Consider the following 26,626-nt stretch of genomic DNA (forward strand, 5'->3'; position numbering starts at 1 on the left):
TCGGTGAGCAATATCCGAGAGGTTGCGCAGACCCGGTAGTGTCCGGTGGCATCGGCCTGTGCCGCTTGATCTGTAGAGCAGGTTGACGGTGCCGGCATGGCAGGACGAGGCGGTTATCCAAGTGATATCACAATATACTGCGCCATTTGTGAGAGAATATTGGTTATTTATATCGCCACTTTCTCTTTGCTTGGAGTAATGCGCTGTCAACGAGAAAGGGCTGGCTGCCCTCGGGGTATATCCCCTGTCGACAGAGAGCAGAGAGTAGAGAGCAGCGAGGCGGAAGGGATGGGATTGGCTGGGCGGCACTCGGCCAGGTATCGCGGCAAACCGTTTTTTCTGGCCCCCGCCGATGACGGGTTTCTCCTGCCAGGGGGTTGGCAGACGCCTTGAAGCAAAAAACCGACCCTGAGGTCGGTTTTTACAATTTGGCGGTGAGGGAGGGATTCGAACCCTCGATACGTTGCCGTATACACACTTTCCAGGCGTGCTCCTTCAGCCACTCGGACACCTCACCAAATTTTTACTGCTTGAAGTGGCTTTCGGAGCACGCTGCGCGTGCATCTTGCCGACTTCGTCGGTGGGCAGCCTCTCGGATACCTCACCAAATTCTGGTCTGTGATTTAACGTGTTCAGCCAACACGGTGTTCGCTGCGCCGTTGCGCTGGAACGGGGCGTAATTTAGGGGAAAGGGCTGCCTGGGTCAACCACTTTTCCCCTTATTTTTCATAATCTTTATCGAGTGCCTATCCCTTGAACAGAATGACGGTTTTTTAATCCCGTTCAAGGCTTGTCGAGAATGATCAGGCTGTCAGGCAGCTCGTTCTGATCCCGGGTGGCGGGGAAGGCGTCGGTCAGAATGGCGCTGGTGCGCTCCACGCACTCCAGGAACCCCTGCTCGACCTCCTTGTTGCGTACCCGAACCACGAAGTCGTCGATGATCTGCTGCCACTGGGTGTTGTCGATGTGCTGGGCGATCCCGTCGTCTACCAGGATTTCCACATAGTGCTCCGCCACCGAGACGAAGATGAGCACCCCGAGCCGGTCCCGGGTGCGGTGAAGTCCCTGCTCGACAAACTGCAGGCGGGCCATCAGGGCGGCCCGGTGACGGCGTACCTTGTTGGGAATGAGCCGCATCTTGATGGGTGTCCAGTGGAACAGCAGGCTCAGCAGCAACCAGACCGACCACTGCACCAGCAGGATCTCGTACCAGCCAAGCCAGAAGCCGAGCTGGAAGACCAGCAGGGGGGTGAGCATGGCGAGCAGGGCGGCCCACAGGGTCGGAATATAGCGATAGCCATCGCTGGCCGGGGCCAGCACGGTGACCAGTTCGGCATCCGTGGCCTGCTCGGCCTGTCGAACCCTGGCCTGCAAGGTGTGGAAAAACTGTTTCGAAATCATCTTGTTGTCTCTTTTTCCCTGATTACCAACCGCCAGATGCACCGCCGCCGCCAAAGCTGCCGCCGCCACCACTGAAACCGCCACCACCACCGCCAGTGCGGCCGCCAAAGGAGCCGGCACCGAATCCACCGGCCATGTAGGCGGCCCGGCGACGTCCTCCCGGCCCACCGCCGCCGCGCAGGTTGTGCAGCACGATCATCGCAATCACCACCAGGATGAAGAGCCAGGGACCTCCCTGCTTGTCGGCCTTGCTGGCGTGGTCCACGGGCTGATACTCCCCGGCCAGGGCCTGCATGATGCCCTGGCTGCCGGCGAGGATGCCGGCCACCATGTCACCGCGCTTGAAGGCGGGCAGGATCCGGGTCTGGATGATATTGGCGGCGATGGCGTCGGGCAGGGCACCTTCCAGGCCATAACCCACCTCGATGCGCACCTTGCGCTCGTCCTGGGCGATGATCAGCAGAACGCCGTTGTTCTTGCCTTTTTGGCCGATGCCCCAGTGGCGACCGAGCTGGTAGCCGTACTCTTCGATGGTATCCCCCGCCAGCGTGTCGATGGAGACCACCACCAGCTGGACGCCGCTGCGCTTCTCGAAGACGGCCAGTTGCTGTGCGAGTTGGTGGGCCTGCTTGCGGGACATCAGATTGGCCTCGTCCACCACCCGCCCGGTCAGGGCCGGGAAATCGGGGGCGGCATGCAGCGCCGTGGCACAGAGCAGCAGACAGAGCGCCAGCCAGCGTCTCATCACGTTCATTGGAAGCTGACCTTGGGCGCCTCATCGGCACCGGGTTTGGCGCTGAAGGTGGGTTTGGCTTCCAGATCGGAGTAAAGCAGCTTGGACCAGATGACCCCGGGGAAGGTACGGATCTCGGTATTGAACTGGCGTACTGCCTCGATGTAATCCCGTCTGGCCACCGCGATGCGATTCTCGGTGCCTTCCAGCTGGGCCTGCAGGGTCAGGAACTGCTGATCGGCCTTCAGATCCGGGTAGCGCTCGACCACTACCATCAGCCGGGAGAGGGCGCTGGAGAGCTGCTCCTGCGCCGCCTCGAACGCCTTGAGCTGGGAGGGGTCACTCACCTGCACGCTGCCGACTCGGGCACGGGCATCGGTGACAGCCTTGAGGGTCTCCTGCTCGTGGCTGGCGTACCCCTTGACGGTGGCCACCAGGTTGGGAATGAGATCGGCCCTGCGCTGGTACTGGTTCTCGACCTGTCCCCAGCTCGCCTTGACCTGCTCATCCAGGGTCGGAATGGTGTTCATGCCGCAGCCGGTCAAACCCAGCAGCAGGGTCAGGGTCAGCAGGGCACGGGTACCACGCTGCCAGAGTGAAGTGGCCATCTTGTTGTTCTCCATTGATATTTCTCTCGGAAATAGGTTCACCATAACAGCTTGTGGTCAGCCCTCACAACGCCTGGGTAAGAGGGGGGCGCGGTAGCTCATCGACACCTTGGGCAGCTGGGGTTTGTCCTTGAGCCAGGAGGTCAGCTCCTCCCCACAGCCATTGCCGGGGGGAATGGGAGCCTGGGGCTGGCAGTCCGGACTGTTTGCCGGGCAGCGCAGGCGCACGTGAAAGTGGCTGAAGTGGCCGACCCAGGGGCGCAGCTTGCCGACCCAGGCTTCACCGGGTGCCTGTTTGCACACCTCGGCCTTGATGACGGGGTTGACGAAGATACGCGCCACCTCGGGGCGATCAGCCGCAAGGCGCAGCAGATTGAGCTGCCTTGGGCCGAATCGGCCGGGCAGCATCCGGTAGCTGGGTTCGTCGATCAGCGCCCACTCCCTGGGGGCATCCTGCTCCCAGCGGCTGATGGGTCTGTCAGCCATCCTGAACCAGATGTCGGCATCCAGGCCGGTCTGGTGGCTGCGATGACCTGAGGTAAAAGGCCCCCCGTGCATCATGGCGAGGTCGGCGATATAGAGATCCGGCATGCCGGCCAGTCTGGTCTGGTTGGCCAGATGCTGTAGGTAATGGATGAGGTCGGGGTGACCGTAATAGCGCAGCCGTTTGGTGCGGATCACCTGATAACCAGGACCTTCGAGGGGCAGGGCCACGGCATTTTTCAGGCAGCCGGCGGAGTAGCCGCCGATGGCCTCGGCATAGAGTGTGCTCGCGGACAAGAGCAGGGCGGTGGCGAACATGGGACTCCCGGGATGGCGCCCAGTGCGGGCTCAGACAGCCCCAAGCATACCAAGAGTGGCGGCTGGCCGTCATCCGTGTCGCGGTGGCGGTTGCATCGCGGCGCGTCGCTCGCGCACAATGCGCGGCAACGCAGCGACGGCAACGCAGCGACGGCAACGCAGCGACGGCAAGGCCGTTCGCATCACAGAAGGAGAAGAGAAGATGAGAGTCAGTGAGCTGGCAGCGCAAGAGAACGTGAGCTGGCTGATGCCCCCGGCCCGGCGGTTTTACGGGGTCATGATCTGCCTGTTGCTGGCGAGTCTCGCCACTGTGGTGGCCGCCCTCTGGCTGGGATATCCCGACATGGGCCTGCTGCCCTGGGTCGGGGTGGTCTTTGGCGGCATCGTGCTGGTGATGATGGTGTTGCCGCGCAACTGGCAGCGCTGGCGTCTGGCGGAGCTTGCCTGGGATGAACGCCATCTCTATCTGCTCAATGGCGGCGAAGACCGGGCGTTGGCCCTGCCCAGAGCCGTGCTGGTGGGCATGGAGCGGGATCGCAAGGTGGGACACGATGGTCAGTGGCTCGATTTCAGCCTGGATCTCGGGCTGGATGAGGTGACCCTGGCGACGGCCACCAGTCTGCTCGGGTTGTCCCGGGAAGGGACTCACGAAGTGGCTCCCGGGGTCTATCGATTCGGGTTCAAACGTGCCTGGCATGGGCGTCGTGCCCTCGGCACATTGCTGGCCGAGCTGCACCCGATCTGACTATTTTCTCGACAATTCATCCCAATGCTCAGATACTGCCTCTGATTCGATTTGATCTTTCCTGCTCCGATAGCCCAAGAGATCAAGGACTTGGGATACGAAGCTGGAAGTGCCATGGCATGATGCCGTGGCTGGTCCGGCAGGGGGGTTGTGCCCTTACTCCCAGGTCGGTGGATGCATAGATAAGGCACCTTGAATCGAGAGTGGATGGCATGAAGATTTACGTAGGTAATCTGTCGTACCGGATGACGGCCGACGAACTGACAACCGTGTTCAGCCAATTTGGGCAGGTAGACAAGGTCGATATCATCATCGACCGCGATACCGGTCAGTCCAAGGGGTTTGGTTTCATTGAAATGCCGGTCAATGGTGAGGCCGAGAAGGCCATCGCCGAGTTGCACGGCACCGAGGTCGGCGGCCGCACCATCACGGTCAATCAGGCCAAACCGAAGACGGATGCACCCCGTGGTCGCCCCCAGCGCCATCGTTGAATCGTCTCGATAACGGAAAACGGCATGGAATCCTCCATGCCGTTTTTGTTTTCAGGGTCTGGTGCAGACTCAGGGAACGTCATAACCCAGAGCGGCCTTGCGGATGCGGAACCACTGCTGGCGAGTGAGCTCAATGGACTCGGCTGCCACGGCGGCGGCGATCCGCTCCCGTTTGCCGGAGCCGATGAGGGGCAGCGGCTGACTCGGCAGCATCATCACCCAGGCGTAGACCACCTGCTCCAGACAGTCGGCGCCCACCTCCTGGCGGATCTGCTCGAGTTCCGTCCGCAGCGGGGCATATTCGGGGGCATGGAACAGCCGCCCGCCGCCAAGGCAGGACCAGGCCATGGGCTTGATGCGCAGTTGCTGGCATTGATCCAGGGCACCATCCAGCGTCCCCTCCTGATGGAGCGGGGAGATCTCCAGCTGGTTGGTGACCAGGGGGAAGGGCAGGCGGGATTGTAGCAGGGCGAACTGGTGGGGCGTGAAGTTGGAGACCCCGGCGTGCTTGATCTTGCCTGCCTGCTTGAGGGTGATGAAGGCGTCGGCCACCTCGTCGGCGTTCATCAAGGGGTCGGGGCGATGGATCAGCAACAGATCCAGATGATCGGTGCCGAGCTTTTGCAAGGAGGCTTCGGCACTGGCGACGATGTGTCCCTTGCCGGTGTTGTAGTGATTCAGGGCGTGGGCCGGATTGGCGGTGAGGGCGATGCCGCACTTGCTGACGATCTCCATGCGATCGCGCAGGGAGGGCTCCAGGCGCAGGGCATGGCCGAAGGCCTCCTCGCACTGGTAGCCACCGTAGATGTCGGCGTGATCGATGGTGGTGACCCCGAGATCAAGGTGATATTTCATCAGGTCCAGCAGGGCGGCGGGGGAGAGCTGCCACTCCATCAGGCGCCAGTAGCCCATGATGAGGCGGGAAAAGGTGGGGCCTTGCTCGTGCAGGGCCAGACGGGATACGGACATGGTGACTCCTCTGGAGATAAAAATGCGAAAAGAAAGGGGCAAAATCATGTGCCAGCATCTTGGTCTCTTCCGGCGGACAAGGCAATAATGCCCCCTTCGCGAATTCGAACTATGGTTCTGACTCCGACGGGTCAAGATCCCGGTGTCAGTGAGAGGAGAAGGGGTGATGGAAGGATTTGCCGCCAGGCTGCAAAGCCTGATCGGGGAGGGGAGTGTGAGCGCCTTTGCCCGCAAGGTGGGGTTGAGTGAAGCCCTGATCCGCAAGTATCTGAAAGGGGCCGAGCCCGGCCTTGGCAAGGCGAACCAGATTGCCATGGGGGCCAACTGCTCGCTGGAGTGGCTCGCCACCGGTTGCGGGTATCTCTATCGTCAGGCCGAGGTGGTGGACAGGGACGCGCTGGCGGCGGCGGGGGCGCTGGTGCAGGAGACCCGTCCGGGAAAGCCCATGCCGGACGAGGAGCAACTGGTGACCCTGCTCGCCTATTACCAGTTCCTGCGCAGCCACAAGCAGGCGGACGGTTTTCTGGACCTGGCCCGGGCGCGGGAGTTTGGGCGCCATCTGGCCGAGGCCTGAGCCTGACGGGGGCTCCCGGCAGTCCGCCATTCTTCTGATACCCTCTAAGCAGTGATCAAATCCAAGGACACGCAGATGAGCTATCTGATCCTGGGCAGTGGCGGGTTGGGCAGTGCGCTGGCACGGGAGCTGGCCAGACGGGGCGAAGAGTGGTTGCTGGCGGGCAGGCAACTGCCCAGGGGGCTGGATCCCGCCTGCTACTTTCCGCTGCAGGAGGTGGACTCGCTCTCTTTTGAGGCCCTCTTCACCCTCTATGACAGCACCACCCTGCCGACGGTGGTGATCAACACCATAGGCCTGCTCCATGATCTTGCCCACATGCCGGAGCGGCGGGTGGAGGAGGTGACCCCCCAATGGCTCGAAGAGAGTCTGCTGGCCAATGCCTGGCCCCACCTGGCCCTTGGTGCCAATCTGAGCCGGCGCATGATGCCTCAGAGCACGCTCTGGCTCTGCACTCTTTCGGATCGGGCGGGAAGCCTGGAGGAGGGGGGCCAGGAGGCCATGTGCCACTACAGCTACCGCATGAGCAAGGCCGCCCTCAACATGGGATCCCGGATCCTGGCGGGTGAGTGGGCCGGACGTTTTCCCGGCGCCGGTGTCATCACCGTGCATCCCGGCCTCATGAATACCTCCATGCAGCAACCTTTTCTTCAGGAGATGGATCCCGCCCTGCTGCAGGATCCCGCCGAGGTCGCCGTCCGCCTGCTGGATCTGATGGCCACACTGACGCCCGCGCACTCGGGCCGTTTCGTGGATCTGCAGGGTCAGTCGCTGCCCTGGTGAGCCGCCGGGCTCACATTCCCGCTTGCCGTTTCTTGCCAGCCGGGTGTCGGCTGGTTAATGTCATCGTCCTGCATCAGGAGGATGACATGCGCTATATCGATTTACGAAGTGATACCGTGACCCAACCCACGGAAGCCATGCGCCAGAGCATGCTGCATGCCGAGGTGGGAGACGATGTCTATGGGGAAGATCCCAGCATCAATGCGCTGGAGCGCCGCGGCGCCGAACTGCTTGGCAAGGAGGCGGCCCTGTTCGTGCCCTCCGGCACCATGTCCAACCTGCTGGCCATGATGAGTCACTGCCAGCGTGGGGAAGGGGCCGTGCTGGGGGCGGCCTCCCACATTTATCGCTACGAGGCCCAGGGCTCTGCCGTGCTGGGCTCGGTGGCCCTGCAATCGGTCCCCATGCAGGCGGACGGCACTCTGGCCATCGAGGATGTGCGGGGGGCCATCGCTCCCGATGATCCCCATTTCGTCCAGACGCGCCTCATCTGCCTGGAAAATACCCATAACGGCAAGGTGCTGCCATTGACCTACCTGCGCGCCATGCGCGAATTCGTCGACGAGAAGGGACTGAAGCTGCACCTGGACGGGGCTCGCCTCTTCAATGCGGTGGTGGCGAGCGGGGAGCCGGTAGCCGCCATCGCGGCGCCTTTTGACAGCATCTCTGTCTGCCTCTCCAAGGGACTGGGGGCACCGGTGGGTTCCCTGCTGGTGGGATCGGCTGCGTTCATCGCCCGCGCCAGACGGCTGCGCAAGATGCTGGGGGGCGGCATGCGCCAGGGAGGGATCCTGGCCCAGGCCGCCCTGTTCGCGCTGGATCAGCACGTTGCCCGGCTGGCGGATGATCATCGCCGCGCCAGGCGTCTGGCAGAGGGGCTGGCCGCGTTGCCAGGCATCGTACTCAACTTGGGGGAGGTGCAGACCAACATGGTATTCCTGCGCCTGACCCAGGGAGATCCCGTCACCTTGCTGGGTTTCATGAAGGAGCGCGGTATTCTCTTCTCCGGCTACGGGGAACTCAGGCTGGTGACCCACCTGCAGATCACCGACGATGACATCGACGAGGTGATCGACGCCTTCACCGAGTATCTGAGTGGCTGACGCCATTCCCCATCGCAACAACAAGGGCGCCATCGGGCGCCCTTGTTGTCATGGCAGGGTCGGTCATCCCTGGCGCTGGCCGGTGATCAGCATGGCCTCGTCGGTGGCGTCATAGATCATGATGGCCAGGTGGGTGACCTCTCCGGCGAAGTCGGCCAGCGGCACCAGGGTCAGGTTCTGGTACATGTAGGGGGCTGATCCCGTGATGGGGCGGTAGTTGGAGAAGCGCAACAGGTAGGGGCGCTGCTCCCAGGTGCTGAAGGCACGGTTGTTGAGCTTGAACACCATGTTGGCCTTGCGCTCGAACCAGGCCTTGTCCACATCGGGGAAGAGCGAGAACAGCCCTTGATCGCGCACTTCGCCTGCCAGCCGGCCGCTGTGACTCTCCATGAAGCCGTTCCACACCTGGATCCGGTACTCCCTGTCGAGCACGACCAGCCCCACGTCCAGATTCTGGACGATGTTCATCAGCCAATGAAATTCCCGAATGTCCATGGTCACTCCTGGTGGTTGCTGCCGCGGGCGGTCAGAGCATGTGCATGATCTTGTTGTTCATGGTGGCGATGGAATCTTCGGTAAACAGCAGCAAGAGATCGCACTGCACCGCATAGCCCTGCACCCGATAGTTGATCTCGATGGCCAGAGTGCGGCGCCAGCGGCTCTGGTTGGTCCGAATGAGATCCTGAATGGGCCTGTGCTGGCCCAGCACCACGGGGTGACCCTGGCTAAAAGGGGTGTCGAGCTGGTTGGCGTAGCCGCGCAGGAAGGCACCGATCAGCACGTTGGCGGTGTCCATCAGCAGTTCCAGCTCGGCGCCGTGATCCAGCTCCCCCTGATGGTTCATCAGGCGGGCCAGGTCCTGGAAGCTGGCATCGTGGAACAGCAGCAGGGCCTCCCCGGCGATCCCGGCCCCGATGAAGCCCTGGCAGACCGCGGAGAGCGTCTCCGACTCGGCGGCGGCCGAGAGCGCCATGTGCAGCTCGGAGACCTCCAGCACGTTGACGTTGGGGATGGGGAGCAGCACGAAGGCGCCGAGCAGGCGGGCCAGCAGATCCGCCCCCTGGCCCATGGCGACGTTGGCCAGTTCCTGATAGACATCCCGCAGTTCGGGGGTGAACTGGATGCTGCTCTGGGCAGCCTGGTGGCTGGCGACGGGCTGGGGCTGGATGGCCGTCACCTGGGTGGCTGATTGCCACAGACCGTGGCGCTTGAGCAGGGCAAGGAGGGTGTCCGGGGAGGCCGGCTTCTTGATGAAATCGAGGGCGCCAAGAGCCATGACACGCTCATGGGCTTCCGGCTGGATGTCGCCGGAGACCACGATCACCTTGCTGCGCACCCCCTCTCGCTTGAGGGTCTCGAGAACCCCATATCCGTCCATCTCCGGCATGGTGAGATCGAGAAAGATCAGGTCCCCGTGCCCCATCAGGATCTGCTCGACCCCTTCCAGTCCGTCCGCGGCTTGGTGCAAGGTGACACCCCAATCGGCGGGCAGGGCGCGCACCAGCTGTTTGCGCGCGAACCCGGAGTCATCACATATCAATACATTCATAGTGTTAGCCGACCTGTGCAACGAGGATTGCGCTAAGTGTGGGTCATCAGCCGTCAGATGCAACGGGCAGCGGCTGCGCCGGTGAAAATTGATCGTTCTGCTGGCGGGTACGATAGCGCTCGGAGTGCTTCTCGACGAAATCGGCGAACATCTTAACACGCAACGGGGTGAACCGGGGCTGGCAATGGAGCATGTAGAAGGGACGTTTTCCCGACTGCCAGTCAGGCAGGACGGGGACGAGCTGACCATCTTGCAGGAAGGGGTGCACATAGTGCTGCGGGGCGTTGACGATGCCGAGGTGGCGTTGGGCTGCCCGCACGGCGGCCTGGGTCTGGTCGATGCAAAGGCGGGGTGTGCGCTTGATGCAGACCGTCTGTTCGTCCCGCCCGCTCAGTTGCCAGTGCTGGTGGGGCCAGCAGTAGATGAGATCGTGCTCTTCCAGCTGGGTCGGGTGGGAGGGCACACCCATCTTCTCCAGATAGAGGGGGGAGGCGAACAGACCGTACTGGATGTGACCCAGACAGAGGGCGTTGGGCAGGGTCTGGGGAAGCTCGCCGTTGAAAAAGACCAGGTCCCTGTCCTGATCCGCCTGGAGGGCATGATCGTTGGACTGGCGGATGTCGAACTGTACCCCGGGATAGCGCAGGCCGAAGTCCGCCAGCATGTCGACCAGGATGGTGTTGGACAGGGCGATGGGGGCCGCGAGGCGGATGAGGCCGCTGATGTCCGTCTCCTCACCCCGGATTTCGCCGGTGGCCTGCTCTATTTCCGCCAGGGGGGTACAGAGGCGCTCGTAATAGCGCAACCCTTCGTCGGTGAGACGCAGCTTGCGGGTGGATCTGTGCAGCAGGCTGCATCCGAGCTGCTCTTCCAGTTGGGAGATACGTCGACTGATGGTGCCGGTCGGCATGCCCAGCGCAGCGGCGGCGTGGGAGAAACCGCCCTCTTGCACCACCTTGACGAACAGATAGAACTCTTCGATGTACTTCATAGCGGTTTTAGGGGGTGTTCTGACTGTAACAAGCCAGTGACCTTATGAAGAGTCACCGGGCTTGGCAAGCGCAATCCGGCGTTTAATTGATCTGGATTAGATTCGACTTGCGCTGGTATTGCTGGAGCAGATGGACGAAATCTTCCGGGGATCTGTCCAGGCTGTTGTCGGGCACCAGCAGATCGTACCCCAGCAGATCTCGCAGCCGTGCCATGCGGTTGCCGAGCATGGCGATCACCCCCTCATAGCGCTGGCCGGCGGGTGAGCAGAAGCGGCTCTCCTCCAGCAGTCCCTCTCCCAGGAGCCCACTGCCGCACCCTCCGGTCGGGCAGTCGGGGCGCTCGCTTCGCATGGCCTGCATCAGCACGGCGCGCTGCTCGGTCAGCAGACGGACGGCGAGCCGGGGTGTGATCAGCGTCAAAAAAGCGTCGTAATCCTTTATTTTCAAACCGATGTAGGGCAGCTCCACCAGATCCCACCCCAAATGGATACGTGGTTGGTCAATTCGCTGAATATTTCTCCATTTCAGGATCCAGCCGCCGTACTTGTGATGGTATTGCAGGCAGTCCTGACACAAAGAGAGACTAAAATGAGGCTCACCCAGTTTCCAAACCCCGACAAGAATTGTCATCAGGCCCGCCAGGAGGAGGGAAATGGCGGGGATTAGTAGTTGTTCACGAAGAAAAAAAAGTATAAAAATCATAGCAATGGTTATCACCATGCCCAACAATACCAGTGTGAGTCCATTTCTTCGTACCATGGGGATCACATGTAGCGTTTTCATATGATTTCGGCCTTTTTTCATCCGTTTGTTATCCGATTATGGGCCGGAACGGATTTTGTACCAGCGTGAATACTCCTGTCAGGGGGCGCAAGCGACTGGTTCGACCATGAGCTTTCAGCATGAATCATCACTCAACATGAATACGCTAGACGAACGCCTGCTCACCGTGATGGATGTCCTCCACACGCCGGTCTGGGTCTATGACATCCAGCGTCATCATATTTACTGGGCCAACGATGCTGCCCTCGGGCTCTGGGAGGCTAGCTCCCTGGCCGAGCTGAAGTCCCGGGATTTCTCCGCCGACATGGCCGCCGCCATCGATCTGCTGCTGCAGCGCTATCTCGGCGATTTCCAGCAGGAGCGCAGTTACAACGAGTGGTGGACCCTCTCGCCCAAGGGGGTCAAGAAGCAGGTCTATCTGCGTCTTTCCGGGATCCAGCTTGCCGGACGGCAGATGATGATGGCGGAAGCGGTCATCGATGCCGACACCCTCTATCAGGAGTCCTCCCTCGCCACCGGCGACACCCTGGCCTGTCTCTTTGACAACGAGGGGCGCCTCGAGAGCGGCAACCATCACTTCGACATGTGCTTTGGCACCGGCATTCTGACGCTGCCCCAGATCTTCTCCGGTGCGGACGAGGCCTTCTATCGTCGCCTCTCCCGTCTGGACGAAGTGGTGGCCGAAGGGGAGTGCCGCACCCAGAAGGGGATGCGCTGGTTCCAGTACCAGTTTCGCCATATCCAGCAGGGGGCACGGATCCTGCTGACCATGCGGGACATCACGGATCGCAAGCTCGAAGAGCTGGAGCATCGCCACCTGGCCTGGCACGACTCCCTCACCGGGTTGCTCAATCGCTACGGCCTGATGAAATCCCTGGAAGCCTATTGCGGCCTCGGGGGGCGCTTTGCCCTGGTGTTCATGGATCTGGACAACTTCAAGCTGGTCAATGACAACTACGGCCACAAGGCAGGGGATCGCCTGCTGGAGCGGGTCGCCGGACGGCTCAAGCAGATCTGCCCGCGGGACGTGGAGCTGGCGCGCCTTGGCGGGGACGAGTTCACCGCCCTGGTGCCCCTCAACCAGGCGAGCGATCGGGCCCAGGAGGTGGCGGACCTCATGCTCTCCCAGATGAGCAAGCCACTGCAGCTGAGCGGTGTCCCCGAGGTCACCATCGGCGGCAGCATCGGCATCGCCATCTACCCGGACGACGCGGATGACGGCGACAACCTCATCACCCGTGCCGACATGGCCATGTACCAGGCCAAGCAGATGGGGCGGCTTCGCTGGCAGCGCTTCACCCCCAGCATGCAGCAGAGCCTGCATCGCAAGCTGACCCTCAAGCAGTTCCTGGCCAAGGCCGTCGGTCGGGGAGAGCTCAGCCTGCGCTATCAGCCCCAGGTGGATGTGGCGCAAGGTCGGGTCATCGGTTTCGAGGCCCTGGTACGCTGGTACAATCCCGTGCTCGGCCATGTGTCGCCGGCGGAGTTCATTCCGCTGGCCGAAGAGATGGGGCTCATCCGGGAAATTGGAAGCTGGGTGCTTTCCACCGCATTGGCCCAGATGGGGGAGTGGCAGCGACAGGACGGGGTGAGGGTGCCGGTGTCGGTCAATCTCTCGGGCTTCCAGCTCTCTGCCAGTTTGCCGGAGCTGGTGGCCCAACTGCTCGAGGCATTCTCGGTGGAGGCGGCACTGCTGACCCTGGAGCTGACCGAGACGGTGCTGATGCTCGACATGAAGGGGTGCATCGAGATCCTCGACGCCCTGAGCGAGCAGGGGATCAAGATCGCCATCGACGACTTCGGGACGGGCTACTCCTCCCTGGCCTACCTCAACCGGTTGCCCATCGACACCATCAAGCTGGACCGCTCCTTCGTGGTGGGACTCAACCTGCCGGTGATCCGGGCGACGGTGGCCATGGCCACCAGTCTGGGGCTTGGGATCTTGGCGGAAGGGGTGGAGGAGGAGCACGAGCTCGCGGCCCTGCAGACCCAGGGTTGCCATGTCTTCCAGGGGTTCCTGTTCAGCCGTCCCATGACCCCGGAAGAGGTGGCGGCGGCGGGGTTCGCTGTACAGTGCCGGCTGGGTCGCTACCCCCTCGCAAACCATTGAGCAAGTTGTCGATAAATGTGCGGCATCTCCCATTTATGAAGTGCGAGATGCCAAATTAAACATAATTAATCGAATTTTTGTCTCATATCATGGGATCCATTAGACGTTATCGCTAGTATGCGCGCTCATTCCTTGGTAATGGAGTATCACCATAATGAGTCAAGCTGCAGTGAACGAGCGTCCGGCCCCTCCCAACGGCTGGTTGAACCGCTTTCTGAACGGGGTGGAGAAGGCGGGCAACAAGCTGCCGGATCCCGCCATGCTCTTCCTCTATGCCTTGCTGATCGTCTGGGTCGGCTCTTGGATAGGCTCCCAGTTCTCCTTCGATCTGGTCAATCCCCGCACCGGAGAGGCCGTGGTCATCAACAACCTGTTGACCGGGGCAGGGCTGGCGGACTTTCTCGCCAGCATGGTCACCACGTTCACCGGGTTTGCTCCCCTTGGCATCGTGCTGGTGGCCATGCTGGGGGTCGGGGTGGCTGAACAGTCCGGTTTCATCAACACCGGGCTCAAGAAGCTGCTCAAGGTGACGCCGGCGCGCTTTCTGACCCCCATGCTGATCCTGGTGGCCATCGTCAGCCATACCGCCGCCGATGCGGGCTATGTGCTGGTGATCCCCATTGGCGGCATCATCTTCCATGCAGCGGGTCGCCACCCGCTGGCGGGGATTGCCGCAGCCTTTGCCGGGGTTTCCGGCGGGTTTGCCGCCAACTTCCTGCCCTCCGGCGGCGATGCGCTGCTTCAGGGTTTCACCCAGTCTGCAGCCCAGTTGTTCGACCCTGACTACATGGTCAACACCCTGTGCAATATCATCTTCACCGGCGCTTCTTCCTTGCTGATCATCTGCGTGGGCTGGTTTGTCACCGAGAAGATTGTCGAGCCGCGCCTCAAGCTGGTGCCTCTCAACGAGGATCTGGAGAGCGCCGACGAGATGGGCCGTTACAGCGCCCAGGAAAGCCGGGCCTTCAACTGGGCCGGGTTCGCCATGCTGGCGGCCGTGGTGCTGCTGGGGCTGGCGCTGGCCCCCGGCGACTCGCCGATGCGGGCACCGGACGGTTCCCTCACCACTTTCGCCGCACCGGTGATGAAGTCCATCGTGCCCCTCATTTTCCTGCTCTTCATCCTGCCCGGGATCGTCTATGGCTTTGTCGCTGGCAGTTTCAAGAGCGGCAAGGATGTGATCGACGCCATGTCGGCCACCATGAACAAGATGGGCTCCTACATGGTGATGGCCTTCTTCTGCGCCCTCTTCATCAAGGCGTTCGGGGATTCCAACCTCGGTACCCTGCTGGCGCTCTCCGGTGCCGAGGTGCTTCACGCCCTGGCGCTGCCGGGAGAGGTGACCATCGTCGGCATCATACTGCTGACGGCCACCGTCAACCTGGTGGTGGGCTCGGCCTCCGCCAAGTGGGCCCTCATCAGCCCCATTCTGGTGCCCATGCTGATGGCGGTGGGGATTTCGCCCGAGCTGACTCAGGCCGCGTATCGGGTGGGGGATTCCGCCTCCAACATCATCACCCCGCTGATGGTCTTCTTCCCCCTGGTGGTGGTCTATTGCCAGCAGTATGTGAAGAGCACAGGCATCGGCACCCTGGTCTCCATGATGCTGCCTTACTCCCTGGCCTTCCTGGTGAGCTGGACGGGCTTCCTGCTGCTCTACTGGGCGCTGGGGTTCCCGCTTGGGTTGCAGGCCCCCTATGTCTATCCTGCCCCTTGAGGGTGACGGGGGGCCTTGGGCCCCCCGCTTTTTTTGGGTAGAGTGTGACCTTCATCCCGGAGGTACCATGAACCCGACCATCGATCTCATTCTTTCCCATCGCTCCATTCGCCAGTTCACCCCAGAGCCCGTCAGCGCAGAGCAGCTGGATCAGATCCTGAGCGCCGCCCAGAGCGCCGCGAGCTCCAGCTTCCTCCAGGCCAACAGCATCATCCGGGTCACTGACAAGGGGCTGCGGGCCACCCTGGCGGAGCTGGCCGGTCATCAGGCCTATGTGGTCGAGGCGGCGGAGTTTCTGGTGTTTTGCGCCGACTACCATCGTCACAGCCAGATAGTGCCGGAGGCCCGCACCGGCTTTGTGGAGCAGCTCATGATCGGGGCCATCGACGGTGCCCTGATGGCGCAAAATGCCTTGCTGGCGGCCCAGTCACTTGGGCTGGGCGGGGTCTATATCGGCGGCATTCGCAACAACCCGGCCAAGGTGAGCGAGGTGCTGGGTCTGCCCCATCAGGTGATCCCGCTGTTTGGCCTTTGCCTGGGTCATCCCGCCCAGCGGCCGGAGCAAAAACCGCGGCTGCCCCGGGCGCTGGTGGTGCACGAGAACCGCTATCCTGCCACCCTGGACCGCGCCCTGCTTGCCAGGTACGACGGGCAGATCCACGACTACTACCAGGCCCGCAGCAGCAACAACAAGGATCAGACCTGGAGCGGGCAGATCAGGGGGATCCTGGGCAAGGAGGCGAGGCCCTTCATGCTGGGATTCCTGCAGTCGAAGGGTTTTTGCCTCAAGTAATGGGGGCGGCGGGCGATATGGAGCAAGACGCACCGGATGCGGTCACCGCCTGCGAGCGTTCTTGTGAGGCAATACGGGATCTGGGCGCTACCCTATGAGGCTAAGCTGTTGTAGGATCTCGCAATTGGATTGGGACTGGAGTGTGAACACCCTATGATTTTAACCCTGATATTGCTGTCAATCGGCGCACTCCTGTTTCTGGTCATCGCCTATAACGTGGTGCAGCAATACAAGCAGAAGGCCGAATCGGACAAGCGCCAGGCCATTGCCCGTCACAAGGCGGTGGCAGACGAGACCGAAGAGGTGTTGCTGAACGTCAATCTGGTGCCCTTTTCCATAAACATGGTGCTGCTGTTGCAACACCGGATCCTGGATGCCTACCGCGCCATCGCGCTGGTGATGCCCAATGCGCAGGTCAAGCAGCGCATCGCCGATGTCCAGCTCCAGATCAAGAACGTGCAGGAGAACTACAGCAGCCAGGACGAGGGGCATTTCAAGACGCCGGAGTCCGACCGCCAGGCCATCCAGATGCTGCAACTGGCCAAGAAGATGCGGGCCGTGCTGCGGGTCGAGCACAACAAGGGCAAGATCATGTACAGGATCTTTAGCTACAACCAATTGAAATAGATAGAAAAAAGGCTTCGTTTGTGATCTGATTTAATCGCAAAAAAAAACCGACACGCCCGAAGCCATGACTATTATCAATGCAACCCAGTACCTCAAGCAACTTCTTAGCTCTTCTGAACTCAACCGGATCGGTAAATTTACCGGTTTTTGTCAGCGACTCCGGGATATCCAGCCTGCGAGACTACTCCCGGCTCTGCTCTCAGGGCTTGGTTGCGACAAGGTGGATGGTATTGCTGGTTTGCATCGCCATTTCAATGCGTTGCAGCTCCATGATACTGACCAAATAGCGTATAAACCCTTTCACAACCAGTTACGCAAGCAGGGTTTTCCCTTGTTCATGCGCGCACTGGTTGAACGAGCCATCGCCTTACGCCTCAAGGAGTGTCTACCGGACGCCCACGGACTGGCAGGCTTTGAGCAGGTACTGCTGCAGGACGGGTCGTCATTCGCGTTACATCCGCAATTGGCAGAACATTTCCCGGGCCGATTCAATAAGCACAGCCCCGCTGCGGTAGAGTGTCATATGACCATGTCCTTGCTGGACCAGTCGCCGATATCGATGAGTATCACGGCGGATACCGAATCGGAGCGCAAGCATCTTCCGGCCGCAAATTCGTTAAATAACAAACTGTTATTGGCGGATGCCGGTTACATCAGCCGCGAGTACTTTGCTGATGTGACCAAAGCCAAAGGAAGCTATCTGGTCAGAGGGAGTCAAAATCTCAATCCCAAAGTACAGGCAGCTTACCGACAGGACGGCAGGGAAATGCCCAAGTTACTCGGAAAAAAGCTCAAGGATATCGATCGGAGAAGCTGCAGAGCCGAGGTTCTGGATCTGGATGTGAGTTCGGGAAAGTATAAATATCGACTCATAAGACGTTGGTTTGCAGAGGAAAAACGGTTCTGTATATGGATGACCAATCTTCCGCGTGAGCGATGGCCAGCCGAGAAGGTGATGGCATTGTATCGTTGCCGTTGGCAGATCGAACTGTTGTTCAAAGAGCTGAAATCACATAACCGGTTGAAGGCGTTCGCGACACGACAAAAAGCGATAGCGGAAGGCTTGATCTGGGCTAGTTTGCTGGCCTTGCTGGTCAAACGTCGGCTGGCGCTGACGCTGATTGGCAGCGCGGAGTTATCGATGCTGAAGATTGCCAAAAACAGCGCGCTTTGGTTAATGCCGATATTGGCGAGCATCATCCATGGTGCGTGGCAGGAAATAACAGAGAAGTTGGAGTGGGCAATGGTGTATTTATCCAAAAACGGCAAAAAGAGTAGGCAGAGAAAATCCAAGCAAAACAACACGTTAGACGGTATTATTAATTCGCTTGCCGCTTAAGGTTCTGTACATGAGGGCAAGATAGATCCCCAGGGCTTTGCCCAGGAGGATCGCCGCCTCGAGCTGATGCAGCTCAAGATCAACATCGCCAACCTGCTCAAGCGGGCCATGGATGCCCAGATCCAGGGGCAGTACGGCACCTGCCGCCAGCTCTACACCAAGGGACTGGGAGCGCTGGCCAATGTCACCGACAAGGATCCCTACCTGCTGGCGCGGGAAGAGGACATGCGTCAGGGGATGCGCCAGCTGGAAGAACACCTGCAGCAGCACAGCGAGAAGGAGCTGCAAAACATCAAGGACAAAGAGACGGACGAACTGGACGTCCTGTTCCAACCCAAGAAGAAATGGTGATCATGTCACATCCACTGGATTCCACACTGGGGCCCATGGCCCCATTTGTTTGCCAACTGCTCACGGAAATGCATGCCGTCATGGGAGTCAAGGACTCCCCCGTGGTGGATCACCTCTGCTACCGCGCCGCCACCCTGCCGGAATATCTGGAGTTGAAAGCGGTGCTGGCCGCCCACGGAGTCTTGCTGGTGGAGGGAATGATAGGCGGTCGTCCCATCGCCACCTATCGCTTGCACCAGCCTGTCTGCTGGGAGCAGGTGACCGTCCCCTGCATCGAACTGGCCGCCCCCAAGGCGGGTCGAAGCCATCAGGCCGGGCTCGAACATATCGAGCTGGTGGTGCCCTCGCTCACGGCCTTGGTGACGAGGCATCCGGATGTCCCCTTCAAGACCGGCAACATCGATGACGGACGCAATCCGGATATAGGATTGATGCTGCCCTCTGGGCAGATCAAGTTTCATCTGCGCCCGCTTGAGGAGGTGATCGACGAAGAGCTCTGCACCGGCGCCGTGGTGCCGGTACCGGCGGACTATTATGACGGTCTGTGAGGGAAGGGCCCGTTGACGGGAGCCTGATCCTGTGGCGTCAACGCACAAGCGGGCGCCACACGTCCTTTCAAGTGACCGAGCCAGAGGCTCAACCCGGCGGTGATGATCAACACCAGCTCGATGCCGAGCACCAGACCCCATAGCCCCCCTTGCTCCCAGAAGGGATGCAGATAAAGCCCGCCCAGACTGGCCCCCAGGTAATACCCCACCAGATAGAGCGACGAGGCGAGCGCCCGGTTGTGCTCCACGTGCTGGCCGACCCAGGCGCTGGCACAGGCGTGGGCCAGGAAGAAGCCGAAGCTCGAGACAAGCAATCCCCCGATGATGGCGACAAGGCTCCCCTGCAACAGGGCCAGGCTGCCGAGTGCCATCAAGGTTATTCCCGCCAGCAGCAGACGTTGTGCTCCCCAGCGATGGGCCCCGCGGCCGCTCAGTGAAGAGGCGACGGTGCCGGTGAGGTAGGTCAGAAACAGCATGCCGAGCCACTGGGTTGGTAGGGAGAAGGGGGCCTTGGCCAGCAGGAAGGTGAGATAGCTGTACTGGTTCAGGAAGACCATGAAGTTGAGGCCGCCGATGAGATAGGCCCCCACCAGCAAGGGGTTGCCAAGGTGGCTCTGGATGGCGCGGCGCAGTTGCCCAGGCGCTGCCTCCACGGCCACGAAGCAGCGCTGGGCGGGCAGCAACCAGATAACCAGTGGCAGCAGGGCGAGGCTGATGATCCCGATACCGAGGAAGGTGTGCTGCCAGTCACCAAACCAGCCAGCCAGCAGACCGCCGACCACCCGGCCCGCGATGCCCCCCAGGGAGTTGGCCGCGATATAGACGCCGACGGCTACGATCAGGGCACGTTTGTTGAACTCTTCCCCCATGTAGGCAATGGCGGTGGCGGGGAGACCTGCCAGCAGGACGCCTTGCAGGATGCGCAGGCTCACCAGCACATCAAAGTGGGTGACCCAGGGGATGCACAGGGAGAGCAGGATGGCGGCCGCCAGGGTCCACAGCATGATCCGCCGCCGTCCGAACCGATCAGCCAGACGGGCACAGACGAGCAGGGAGCCTGCAAGCCCTGCGGTGCAGCCTGCCAGCGTCCAGCTGGCGGACAGGGCGCTGACGGAGAAGACCTCTGCCAGGAGCGGCAGCAGGGGATGGGTCTGGTAGAGATTGAGGAATACCAGGAAGGAGCCCAGGCTGAGAGCCAGGGTGGCGCGTATCCATTCGCGACTGCCTACTTCGATCATATGGAGTTGTCCCGACGACTTTTGTGCAGGGTAGTGCGACGAGACGTATAAATATAATATATTTAAGTTATTACCCTGATAAATGAAATTGATATGGATCTGAAACAGCTCGGATACCTGCTGGCGGTGCGCGATGCCGGCTCCTTCACTAGGGCGGCCCAGGGGCTGAACGTGGCCCAGCCTGCCGTCAGCATGGCCATCGCCAAGCTGGAGCAGCAGCTCGATCTGCGGCTGTTTGACCGGCAGGACCGCAGCGTGCGCCTCACCCCGGAGGGAGAGGTCCTCTGTCGCCACGCCGAACGGCTGCTGCGCCAGATGCACCAGGCCGAGGCCGAGATGGCCGAGCTCAAGGGGCTGGAGCGGGGGGAGGTGCGCATCGGTATCCCCTACATGATGGGATCCTATTACTTCCCGCCAATCCTGATGGCGTTCAAGCATCGCTATCCCGGCTTGAAGATCCGGGTGGAGGAGGCGGGCACCCGGGAGCTGCTCAGCCGCATGGTGGATGGCAGTCTGGATCTCGCCATCCTCATCACCAGCGATCTGCCACCGGCCCTCGAGGGGGCGCAACTGCTGCGGGAAGAGATGCTGATGGTGGTGGGGGAGGAGCACCCCCTGCGCGGCGCTGAGGCGGTCTCGCTGCCACAGTTCTTCAGCCAGGAGCTCGCCATGTTCCGACGAGGCTTCTACCACAGGGAACACATGGAGGTGTTGGCGCAGGGGCTGGGGGTAGAGCCTGACATCGCGTTCGAAAGCAATCTCATCCCGCTGCTCAAGGCTGTGGTGCGTCAGGGATTCGCCGTGACCACCTTCCTGCGCATGGCGCTGGAAGAGGAGCCAGCCCTCACCGGCATCCCTTTTTCACCCCCCATCTTCCTGGATCTCTGCGTAGCCTGGCGACGGGGGGATCCGCTCTCCATGGCGAACCGAGCGTTGCGGGATTTTTTGCTGGCGCAAGGGGATGTGTCTCATCATTACGCTACAGATACTGAATGATTCAGTGGTATCACCAATAAAAACGCCTCCAATCTGGAGGCGTATGCTGACAAGGTGGATGCAACCTTATTTCTTGAACAGGTGATCCAGCTTGTTTGCCTTGGTGGAGAGATAAAACTCGTTGTGGGGATTGCGACCTTCCTGAAGGGGCACGCGCTCCGCCACCGGGATGCCAAAGGATTCCATCGCCTTCAACTTGCGCGGGTTGTTGGTCATCAGGCGCAGGGACTTGACCTCGAGCGCCTTGAGCATGTCGGCGCAGATGGTGTAGTCGCGCATGTCGGCGGCAAAGCCAAGCGCCACGTTGGCCTCCACGGTATCGGCCCCCTGATCCTGCAGATGATAGGCCCGGATCTTGTTGAGCAAGCCGATGCCTCGCCCTTCTTGACGGACATACAGCAGGACGCCGCGACCCGCCTTGGCGATGTTTTCCAGCGCGGCCTGCAATTGGAAGCCGCAGTCACAACGCAGACTGAACAGGGCATCCCCGGTCAGACACTCGGAATGAATGCGTCCCAGCACGGGTTCGCCGTCTGCGATATCGCCCATCACCAGCGCGGCATGATCCTTGCCCGTGCCGGTTTCCTGAAAACCAACCAGCGTGAAAGTGCCCCAGGGGGTCGGCAACTTGGATTTGGCCACGAGGGTAACGCTGCTCATATGGTTGCTCCTGACTACAGCTGCTTAAAAAAGGGCGGCCAGTTTAGCGCGCATTGTCCGGAACAACCATAAGAACAAAACCTTGCGTGAGAAGTGGGTTAACCCGATTGGTCAGAATAGGTGCAATCACGACGACTTTTGCGCAATTGTGTGCCCTGACAACTGCCAGCGACGGCGCATTCGGGTATAATCGGCGCCCATTAACCCATCCCGACAGGGATGTGTGCAACCAGTCAAGATGCCGAGTGCGCAGGAGAAACGTTATGGCTCAGATGGCCCCCGTGATGACTATTGATGGCCCAAGTGGAGCAGGAAAAGGCACCTTGTGCCAGCTGCTGGCTGAAAAACTGGGCTGGCACCTGCTCGATTCCGGTGCCATCTACCGGGTGCTCTCCCTGGCAGCCCTGCATCACGATGTGGAGCTCGATTCCGAAGCCGCATTGGTTCCCCTGGCCGCCAATCTGGATGTGCAATTCCAGGTAGAAGGGGAGCTGGTCAAGGTGATCCTCGAAGGGGAGGATGTTTCCCGCACCATTCGTACTGAAGAAGTGGGCAACGCAGCCAGCAAAATCGCGGCGTTTCCCCGGGTACGTGAAGCCCTGCTGCGCCGTCAGAGAGCATTTCGCCAAGCCCCCGGTCTCATCGCCGACGGTCGCGACATGGGTACAGTGGTTTTCCCCGAGGCGAATGTGAAGATTTTCCTCGACGCCAGCGCCGAGGAGCGGGCCCAGCGCCGCTATAAGCAGTTGCAAGATAAGGGCTTTGATGTTAACTTTGAGCGTCTTTTAACCGAGATTCGGGAACGTGACGATCGCGACAGAAATCGCGCCGTCGCTCCTCTGAAACCCGCGGAAGATGCTCTTGTTGTAGACTCAACGTCCATGACCATAGATGAAGTGCTGGCAACGGTGCTTGCCTATGCAGAGCAACAACTTGGTGATGTCAGCGCAAACTGATGTCAGTCGTCTGCACCAAGGATGGCGCAGATAATTTAAAACAACCCCGCTTGTGCCGGATTGCAAGTGGATGTTTCATTTGTGACATAAACAATGATCGAATCTTTTGCTCAACTCTTTGAAGAGTCCCTGAACGCCGTTGAAACCCGTCAAGGTTCCATCGTCAAGGGCACTGTCGTTGCTATCGAGAACGGTTTCGTACTGGTTGATGCCGGTCTGAAATCCGAGTCTGCTATCCCGGCTGAAGAATTCAAGAACGCCATGGGCGAGCTGGAAATCAACGTAGGTGACTCCGTTGACGTGGCTCTGGACTCTATCGAAGATGGTTTCGGCGAAACCAAGCTGTCCCGCGAAAAAGCCAAGCGCCACGAAGCCTGGCTGCAGCTTGAAAAAGCTTACGAAGAGCAAGCTACCGTTATCGGTATCATCAACGGCAAGGTCAAGGGTGGTTTCACCGTTGAGCTGAACGGCATCCGTGCCTTCCTGCCGGGTTCTCTGGTTGACGTGCGTCCGATCCGTGACACCGCTCACCTGGAAAACAAAGAACTCGAGTTCAAAGTCATCAAGCTGGACCAGAAGCGCAACAACGTTGTTGTTTCCCGTCGTGCCGTGATCGAGACCGAGAACACCTCCGAGCGTGAAAGCCTGCTGGCCAACCTGCAAGAAGGTCAAGAAGTTAAGGGTATCGTCAAGAACCTGACCGACTACGGTGCATTCGTAGATCTGGGCGGTGTTGACGGCCTGCTGCACATCACCGACATGGCGTGGAAGCGCGTTAAGCATCCTTCCGAAATCGTCAACGTTGGCGACGAGATCGCTGTCAAGGTTCTGAAGTTCGACCGCGAGCGTACCCGTGTATCCCTGGGCCTGAAGCAGCTGGGCGAAGATCCCTGGGTTGCTATCGCCAAGCGTTACCCGGAGACCACCCGTCTGTCTGGCCGCGTGACCAACCTGACCGACTACGGCTGCTTCGTTGAAATCGAAGAAGGCGTGGAAGGCCTGGTACACGTATCCGAGATGGATTGGACCAACAAGAACATCCACCCGTCCAAGGTTGTCAACGTTGGCGACGTGGTTGACGTGATGGTTCTGGACATCGACGAAGAGCGTCGTCGTATCTCCCTGGGTCTGAAGCAGTGCAAATCCAACCCGTGGCAGCTGTTTGCCGAAACTCACGCCAAGGGCGACCGTGTTTCCGGCAAGATCAAGTCCATCACTGACTTCGGTATCTTCATCGGTCTGGATGGCGGCATCGACGGCCTGGTTCACCTGTCTGACATCTCCTGGAACAACCAGGGCGAAGAAGCCGTGCGTGAATTCAAGAAGGGCGACGAAATCGAAGCCGTTGTTCTGCAAGTGGACCCGGAGCGTGAGCGCATCTCCCTGGGCGTCAAGCAGATCGAAGAAGACCCGTTCAATAAGTACCTGTCTGACAACAAGAAAGGTGCTATTGTGAAGGGCAAGGTTACCGAGGTTGATGCCAAGGGTGCCGTGATCGAACTGGCTGACGGCGTAGAAGGCTACCTGCGTGCCTCCGACGCTGCTCGTGACCGCGTAGAAGACGCCACTCTGGTGCTGTCTGTTGGTGACGAAGTTGAAGCCAAATTCATGGGCGTTGATCGCAAGAACCGCACCGTGAGCCTGTCTGTCCGTGCCAAGGACGAGGCTGATGAGCGTGTTGCCATCGACAGCCTGAACCAACAAGAAGAAGTTGTGTTCAGCAATGCCATGATGGAAGCGTTCAAAGCCGCCAAGGGTGAGTAATCCTTGATGCAAGAAAAGGGCGGCATTGCGCCGCCCTTTTTTATCTTGGCAAAATGATTATTGCATGTGATCGGGGAAGGAGATTTAACCTTATGACCAAATCAGATCTCATCGAACAACTGGCAGCCAGCCGCATGCATATGCCGGCCAAGGATGTCGAAGCCGCTATCAAGGAGATCCTTGAGCAGATGGCATCGACCTTGCAAAACGGCGACCGGATTGAAATCCGAGGATTTGGCAGTTTCTCGCTGCACTATCGTGCGCCTCGCGTGGGTCGCAACCCCAAGACCGGGGACAAGGTTGAACTGACCGGGAAATATGTCCCGCACTTCAAACCTGGCAAAGAGTTGCGCGAACGCGTCAACATCATCGAATAATGCAGAAAACGGCATACCTGAGTATGCCTTTTTCATTTTTATGGCCTGGAGTCTGCCCGTTGTCGGGTTTCTCACACTCTTTTCCCATTCGCGCTAGAGTCTGCCTGTGATTTTAAGGATAATCAGTCACTCATTCGCTACAGACAGGGAGCTCCCATGAAGCGTATCTTGGCCCTCATTCCACTGGTGCTGGTGTTTGTCCTGACCCTTGCCATCGGTTCTCAAAATGGTCAGCTCGTGCAGTTCAACTACCTGATTGCCCAGGGGGAGTTCTCGCTCTCCATGTTGCTGGGGTTCTTCTTCGCCGGCGGTTTTCTGCTGGGCTGGCTGGTATTTGGTCTGCTGTTCCTGCGTCTCAAACTGCAAAATCGCACCCTGAACCGAACCATGCGTCGTCAATCTCGCGAGTTGGAGCTTGCCCGGTCGACAACCAAGGAATAATGTCCCTCGATGCTTGAACTGCTTTTCCTGCTGTTGCCCATCGCCGCCGGTTATGGCTGGTACATGGGCCGCAGGAGTGTTCGCCAGGACACCCAGCAACAGAGTAACCAGTTTTCCCGCCAGTACGTGGCGGGCCTCAACTATTTGCTCTCTGACGAGTCGGACAAGGCGGTGGATCTCTTTATCCAGCTGCTGGAAGTCGACAGCGAAACCATCGAAACCCACCTCTCCCTCGGCAACCTGTTCCGTCAACGGGGCGAAGTCGATCGCGCCATCAAGATCCACCAGAACCTGGTCGCCCGTCAGCTGACCCGTGAGCAGCGTCAGCTTGCCTTGCAGGAGCTGGCCCGTGACTTTCTGGCTGCCGGCTTGCTCGATCGGGCCGAAGCACTCTGGAAAGAGCTGTGTGATGACAGCGATTTCGAAGAGACGGCTCTGGCACAGCTCCTGATCATTCATCAGCAGTTGCGTGACTGGGACAATGCCATCGCCGTGGCGGTGCGTCTGCAGAAATTCCAGGGCAAGAAGCTGGCCGAGCCCATTTCCCACTTCTATTGCGAACAGGCGGAGAGTGCCTTGCGCGATGGCGACAAGCCTGCGGGCATCGCCAAGCTCAAGCGTGCGCTCGGTGCGCACCCGGCCTGTGCCCGCGCCAGCTTACGGCTGGCTGATCTGGCGATGGAGGAGGGCAGGTTCGAGGATGCGGCCAAGGAGCTCCTGCGGGTGTTCGAGCAGGACATCGACTTTGCCTCCGAGGCCATGCCGAAATTGCTTGATTGCTATCGCCAGCTTGGTCGCAGCCAGGAGCTGATCCCGCTGCTTGAAAAAGCGGTAGAGGATCATGCGGGGGTCAGCGTGACCCTGGCGCTGGCCAATCTGGTGGAGGCCCGCGATGGGTTGAGTCAGGCCCGTGCCCTGGTGCTGCGCCAACTGCGTCGCCACCCCTCCATGAAGGGCTTTTATCAGCTGGTCGGTTTCCAGTTGGCCAGTGCCGAGGAGGGGCCTGCCAAGGAGAGCCTGGAGCTGCTGCAACAGCTGGTCGGCGAGCAGATCAAGATCAAGTCGACCCACAAGTGCCGTCAGTGCGGCTTTGCCACCCATTCGCTGTTCTGGCAATGCCCTTCCTGCAGGCAGTGGGGCACCATCAAGCCGATCCGAGGGCTGGATGGGGAGTAAA

The 26,626-nt window shown here is 60.2% G+C and carries 27 protein-coding genes, 1 tRNA gene and 2 pseudogenes; 18 read left to right on the forward strand and 12 right to left on the reverse strand.

Translation table 11 applies throughout. The features are described 5' to 3' along the window. Nucleotides 1-429: 429 nt before the first annotated feature. From H7R73_RS10125 to mepA, 5 genes are all read right to left on the reverse strand, one after another. Nucleotides 430-517: transfer RNA gene (locus H7R73_RS10125), tRNA-Ser, on the reverse strand. Nucleotides 518-783: 266 nt separating this feature from the next. Then, nucleotides 784-1,401: a TPM domain-containing protein gene (locus tag H7R73_RS10130; protein WP_010675024.1), complete on the reverse strand. Its 618-nt coding sequence runs from the start codon at nt 1,399-1,401 to the stop codon at nt 784-786. A gap of 22 nt (nt 1,402-1,423) precedes the next feature. After that, nucleotides 1,424-2,155 carry a TPM domain-containing protein gene (locus tag H7R73_RS10135; protein ID WP_103260272.1) on the reverse strand — a complete coding sequence of 244 codons (732 nt, stop codon included), beginning with the start codon at nt 2,153-2,155 and terminating at the stop codon, nt 1,424-1,426. Continuing rightward, nucleotides 2,152-2,757: a LemA family protein gene (locus H7R73_RS10140; protein WP_010675022.1), complete on the reverse strand. Its 606-nt coding sequence runs from the start codon at nt 2,755-2,757 to the stop codon at nt 2,152-2,154. The genes H7R73_RS10135 and H7R73_RS10140 overlap by 4 nt, the downstream gene beginning before the upstream one ends. A 42-nt stretch (nt 2,758-2,799) precedes the next feature. Next, nucleotides 2,800-3,543 carry a penicillin-insensitive murein endopeptidase gene (gene mepA / locus H7R73_RS10145; RefSeq protein ID WP_039038706.1) on the reverse strand — a complete coding sequence of 248 codons (744 nt, stop codon included), beginning with the start codon at nt 3,541-3,543 and terminating at the stop codon, nt 2,800-2,802. A 202-nt stretch (nt 3,544-3,745) separates the two neighbouring features. Here mepA and H7R73_RS10150 point away from each other — a divergent pair, with 202 nt between their 5' ends. Both H7R73_RS10150 and H7R73_RS10155 read left to right on the forward strand, forming a co-directional pair. Then, nucleotides 3,746-4,288, forward strand: coding sequence for a hypothetical protein (locus H7R73_RS10150; protein ID WP_010675020.1), 543 nt, complete (start codon nt 3,746-3,748; stop codon nt 4,286-4,288). Between the two features lie 212 nt (nt 4,289-4,500). Continuing rightward, entirely contained in the window at nt 4,501-4,779 is a 279-nt protein-coding gene (locus H7R73_RS10155; RefSeq protein WP_029314670.1) for an RNA recognition motif domain-containing protein, read from the forward strand. 69 nt (nt 4,780-4,848) lie between these two features. On the opposite strand, the gene H7R73_RS10160 is transcribed toward H7R73_RS10155, so the two are convergent. Further along, the gene (locus H7R73_RS10160) at nt 4,849-5,748 is read right to left on the reverse strand and encodes an aldo/keto reductase (protein ID WP_041211559.1); all 900 of its coding nucleotides are present in this window, start codon (nt 5,746-5,748) and stop codon (nt 4,849-4,851) included. Nucleotides 5,749-5,914: 166 nt separating this feature from the next. Between H7R73_RS10160 and H7R73_RS10165 the strand changes: the two genes are divergently transcribed. The 3 genes from H7R73_RS10165 (at nt 5,915) to ltaE (ending at nt 8,208) form a co-directional block, all read left to right on the forward strand. Further along, entirely contained in the window at nt 5,915-6,322 is a 408-nt protein-coding gene (locus H7R73_RS10165; RefSeq protein WP_039038703.1) for a transcriptional regulator, read from the forward strand. 75 nt (nt 6,323-6,397) lie between these two features. Further along, a complete protein-coding gene (locus H7R73_RS10170; RefSeq protein WP_103260271.1) occupies nt 6,398-7,105 on the forward strand; it encodes a short-chain dehydrogenase in 708 nt (235 codons plus the stop codon). Nucleotides 7,106-7,191: 86 nt separating this feature from the next. Then, on the forward strand, nt 7,192-8,208 hold the full coding sequence (ltaE, locus tag H7R73_RS10175) for a low-specificity L-threonine aldolase (RefSeq protein WP_048207852.1): 1,017 nt from the start codon (nt 7,192-7,194) through the stop codon (nt 8,206-8,208). Between the two features lie 63 nt (nt 8,209-8,271). Here ltaE and H7R73_RS10180 read toward each other — a convergent pair whose 3' ends face one another. The 4 genes from H7R73_RS10180 to H7R73_RS10195 form a co-directional block, all read right to left on the reverse strand. Further along, on the reverse strand, nt 8,272-8,703 hold the full coding sequence (locus tag H7R73_RS10180; protein WP_039038700.1) for a PAS domain-containing protein: 432 nt from the start codon (nt 8,701-8,703) through the stop codon (nt 8,272-8,274). A gap of 31 nt (nt 8,704-8,734) precedes the next feature. Next, nucleotides 8,735-9,757: a response regulator gene (locus H7R73_RS10185; protein WP_041211557.1), complete on the reverse strand. Its 1,023-nt coding sequence runs from the start codon at nt 9,755-9,757 to the stop codon at nt 8,735-8,737. 46 nt (nt 9,758-9,803) lie between these two features. Further along, nucleotides 9,804-10,748: a LysR family transcriptional regulator gene (locus H7R73_RS10190; RefSeq protein WP_039038698.1), complete on the reverse strand. Its 945-nt coding sequence runs from the start codon at nt 10,746-10,748 to the stop codon at nt 9,804-9,806. Nucleotides 10,749-10,830: 82 nt separating this feature from the next. Next, nucleotides 10,831-11,553: a DUF2982 domain-containing protein gene (locus tag H7R73_RS10195; RefSeq protein WP_332107472.1), complete on the reverse strand. Its 723-nt coding sequence runs from the start codon at nt 11,551-11,553 to the stop codon at nt 10,831-10,833. A 148-nt stretch (nt 11,554-11,701) separates the two neighbouring features. Here H7R73_RS10195 and H7R73_RS10200 point away from each other — a divergent pair, with 148 nt between their 5' ends. From H7R73_RS10200 to H7R73_RS10230, 7 genes and pseudogenes are all read left to right on the forward strand, one after another. Then, the gene (locus H7R73_RS10200) at nt 11,702-13,642 is read left to right on the forward strand and encodes a putative bifunctional diguanylate cyclase/phosphodiesterase (protein WP_039038812.1); all 1,941 of its coding nucleotides are present in this window, start codon (nt 11,702-11,704) and stop codon (nt 13,640-13,642) included. Between the two features lie 154 nt (nt 13,643-13,796). Next, on the forward strand, nt 13,797-15,359 hold the full coding sequence (locus H7R73_RS10205) for an AbgT family transporter (protein WP_042016631.1): 1,563 nt from the start codon (nt 13,797-13,799) through the stop codon (nt 15,357-15,359). Between the two features lie 67 nt (nt 15,360-15,426). Then, nucleotides 15,427-16,152 (forward strand): oxygen-insensitive NADPH nitroreductase, encoded by a 726-nt coding sequence (nfsA, locus tag H7R73_RS10210; RefSeq protein ID WP_052816461.1) that lies wholly within the window; start codon nt 15,427-15,429, stop codon nt 16,150-16,152. A gap of 153 nt (nt 16,153-16,305) precedes the next feature. Beyond that, nucleotides 16,306-16,743 (forward strand): annotated as a pseudogene (locus tag H7R73_RS10215) (DNA repair protein); the annotation flags it as partial. Nucleotides 16,744-16,843: 100 nt separating this feature from the next. After that, entirely contained in the window at nt 16,844-18,118 is a 1,275-nt protein-coding gene (locus tag H7R73_RS10220) for an IS4-like element ISApu2 family transposase (protein WP_011191341.1), read from the forward strand. Nucleotides 18,119-18,127: 9 nt separating this feature from the next. Beyond that, nucleotides 18,128-18,469 (forward strand): annotated as a pseudogene (locus tag H7R73_RS10225) (DNA repair protein); the annotation flags it as partial. Then, the gene (locus tag H7R73_RS10230; protein ID WP_182951689.1) at nt 18,463-19,017 is read left to right on the forward strand and encodes a VOC family protein; all 555 of its coding nucleotides are present in this window, start codon (nt 18,463-18,465) and stop codon (nt 19,015-19,017) included. The pseudogene H7R73_RS10225 and the gene H7R73_RS10230, both read left to right, overlap by 7 nt. On the opposite strand, the gene H7R73_RS10235 is transcribed toward H7R73_RS10230, so the two are convergent. After that, nucleotides 19,002-20,255: an MFS transporter gene (locus H7R73_RS10235; RefSeq protein ID WP_182951690.1), complete on the reverse strand. Its 1,254-nt coding sequence runs from the start codon at nt 20,253-20,255 to the stop codon at nt 19,002-19,004. The genes H7R73_RS10230 and H7R73_RS10235 overlap by 16 nt on opposite strands. Before the next feature lie 93 nt (nt 20,256-20,348). Here H7R73_RS10235 and H7R73_RS10240 point away from each other — a divergent pair, with 93 nt between their 5' ends. Next, nucleotides 20,349-21,251: a LysR family transcriptional regulator gene (locus tag H7R73_RS10240; protein ID WP_103260270.1), complete on the forward strand. Its 903-nt coding sequence runs from the start codon at nt 20,349-20,351 to the stop codon at nt 21,249-21,251. 66 nt (nt 21,252-21,317) lie between these two features. Here the strand turns inward: H7R73_RS10240 and ribA are convergent, their stop codons facing one another. Next, nucleotides 21,318-21,911 carry a GTP cyclohydrolase II gene (gene ribA, locus H7R73_RS10245; RefSeq protein WP_010675003.1) on the reverse strand — a complete coding sequence of 198 codons (594 nt, stop codon included), beginning with the start codon at nt 21,909-21,911 and terminating at the stop codon, nt 21,318-21,320. 263 nt (nt 21,912-22,174) lie between these two features. On the opposite strand from ribA, the gene cmk reads away from it, so the two are divergent. The 5 genes from cmk (at nt 22,175) to lapB (ending at nt 26,625) form a co-directional block, all read left to right on the forward strand. Beyond that, complete coding sequence (cmk, locus tag H7R73_RS10250) at nt 22,175-22,867, forward strand: (d)CMP kinase (protein ID WP_042016625.1); 693 nt, start codon at nt 22,175-22,177, stop codon at nt 22,865-22,867. Between the two features lie 93 nt (nt 22,868-22,960). Beyond that, nucleotides 22,961-24,631: a 30S ribosomal protein S1 gene (gene rpsA / locus H7R73_RS10255; RefSeq protein ID WP_010675001.1), complete on the forward strand. Its 1,671-nt coding sequence runs from the start codon at nt 22,961-22,963 to the stop codon at nt 24,629-24,631. A 92-nt stretch (nt 24,632-24,723) separates the two neighbouring features. Further along, nucleotides 24,724-25,008, forward strand: a complete 285-nt coding sequence (ihfB, locus tag H7R73_RS10260) for an integration host factor subunit beta (protein ID WP_005299934.1) — start codon at nt 24,724-24,726, stop codon at nt 25,006-25,008. Between the two features lie 156 nt (nt 25,009-25,164). After that, the gene (locus H7R73_RS10265; protein ID WP_010675000.1) at nt 25,165-25,449 is read left to right on the forward strand and encodes a LapA family protein; all 285 of its coding nucleotides are present in this window, start codon (nt 25,165-25,167) and stop codon (nt 25,447-25,449) included. A 9-nt stretch (nt 25,450-25,458) separates the two neighbouring features. Continuing rightward, nucleotides 25,459-26,625: a lipopolysaccharide assembly protein LapB gene (lapB, locus tag H7R73_RS10270; protein WP_103260269.1), complete on the forward strand. Its 1,167-nt coding sequence runs from the start codon at nt 25,459-25,461 to the stop codon at nt 26,623-26,625. Nucleotide 26,626: the final 1 nt, after the last annotated feature.

The organism is Aeromonas sp. WP2-W18-CRE-05 (assembly GCF_014168615.1).
Classification (GTDB): domain Bacteria; phylum Pseudomonadota; class Gammaproteobacteria; order Enterobacterales; family Aeromonadaceae; genus Aeromonas; species Aeromonas caviae.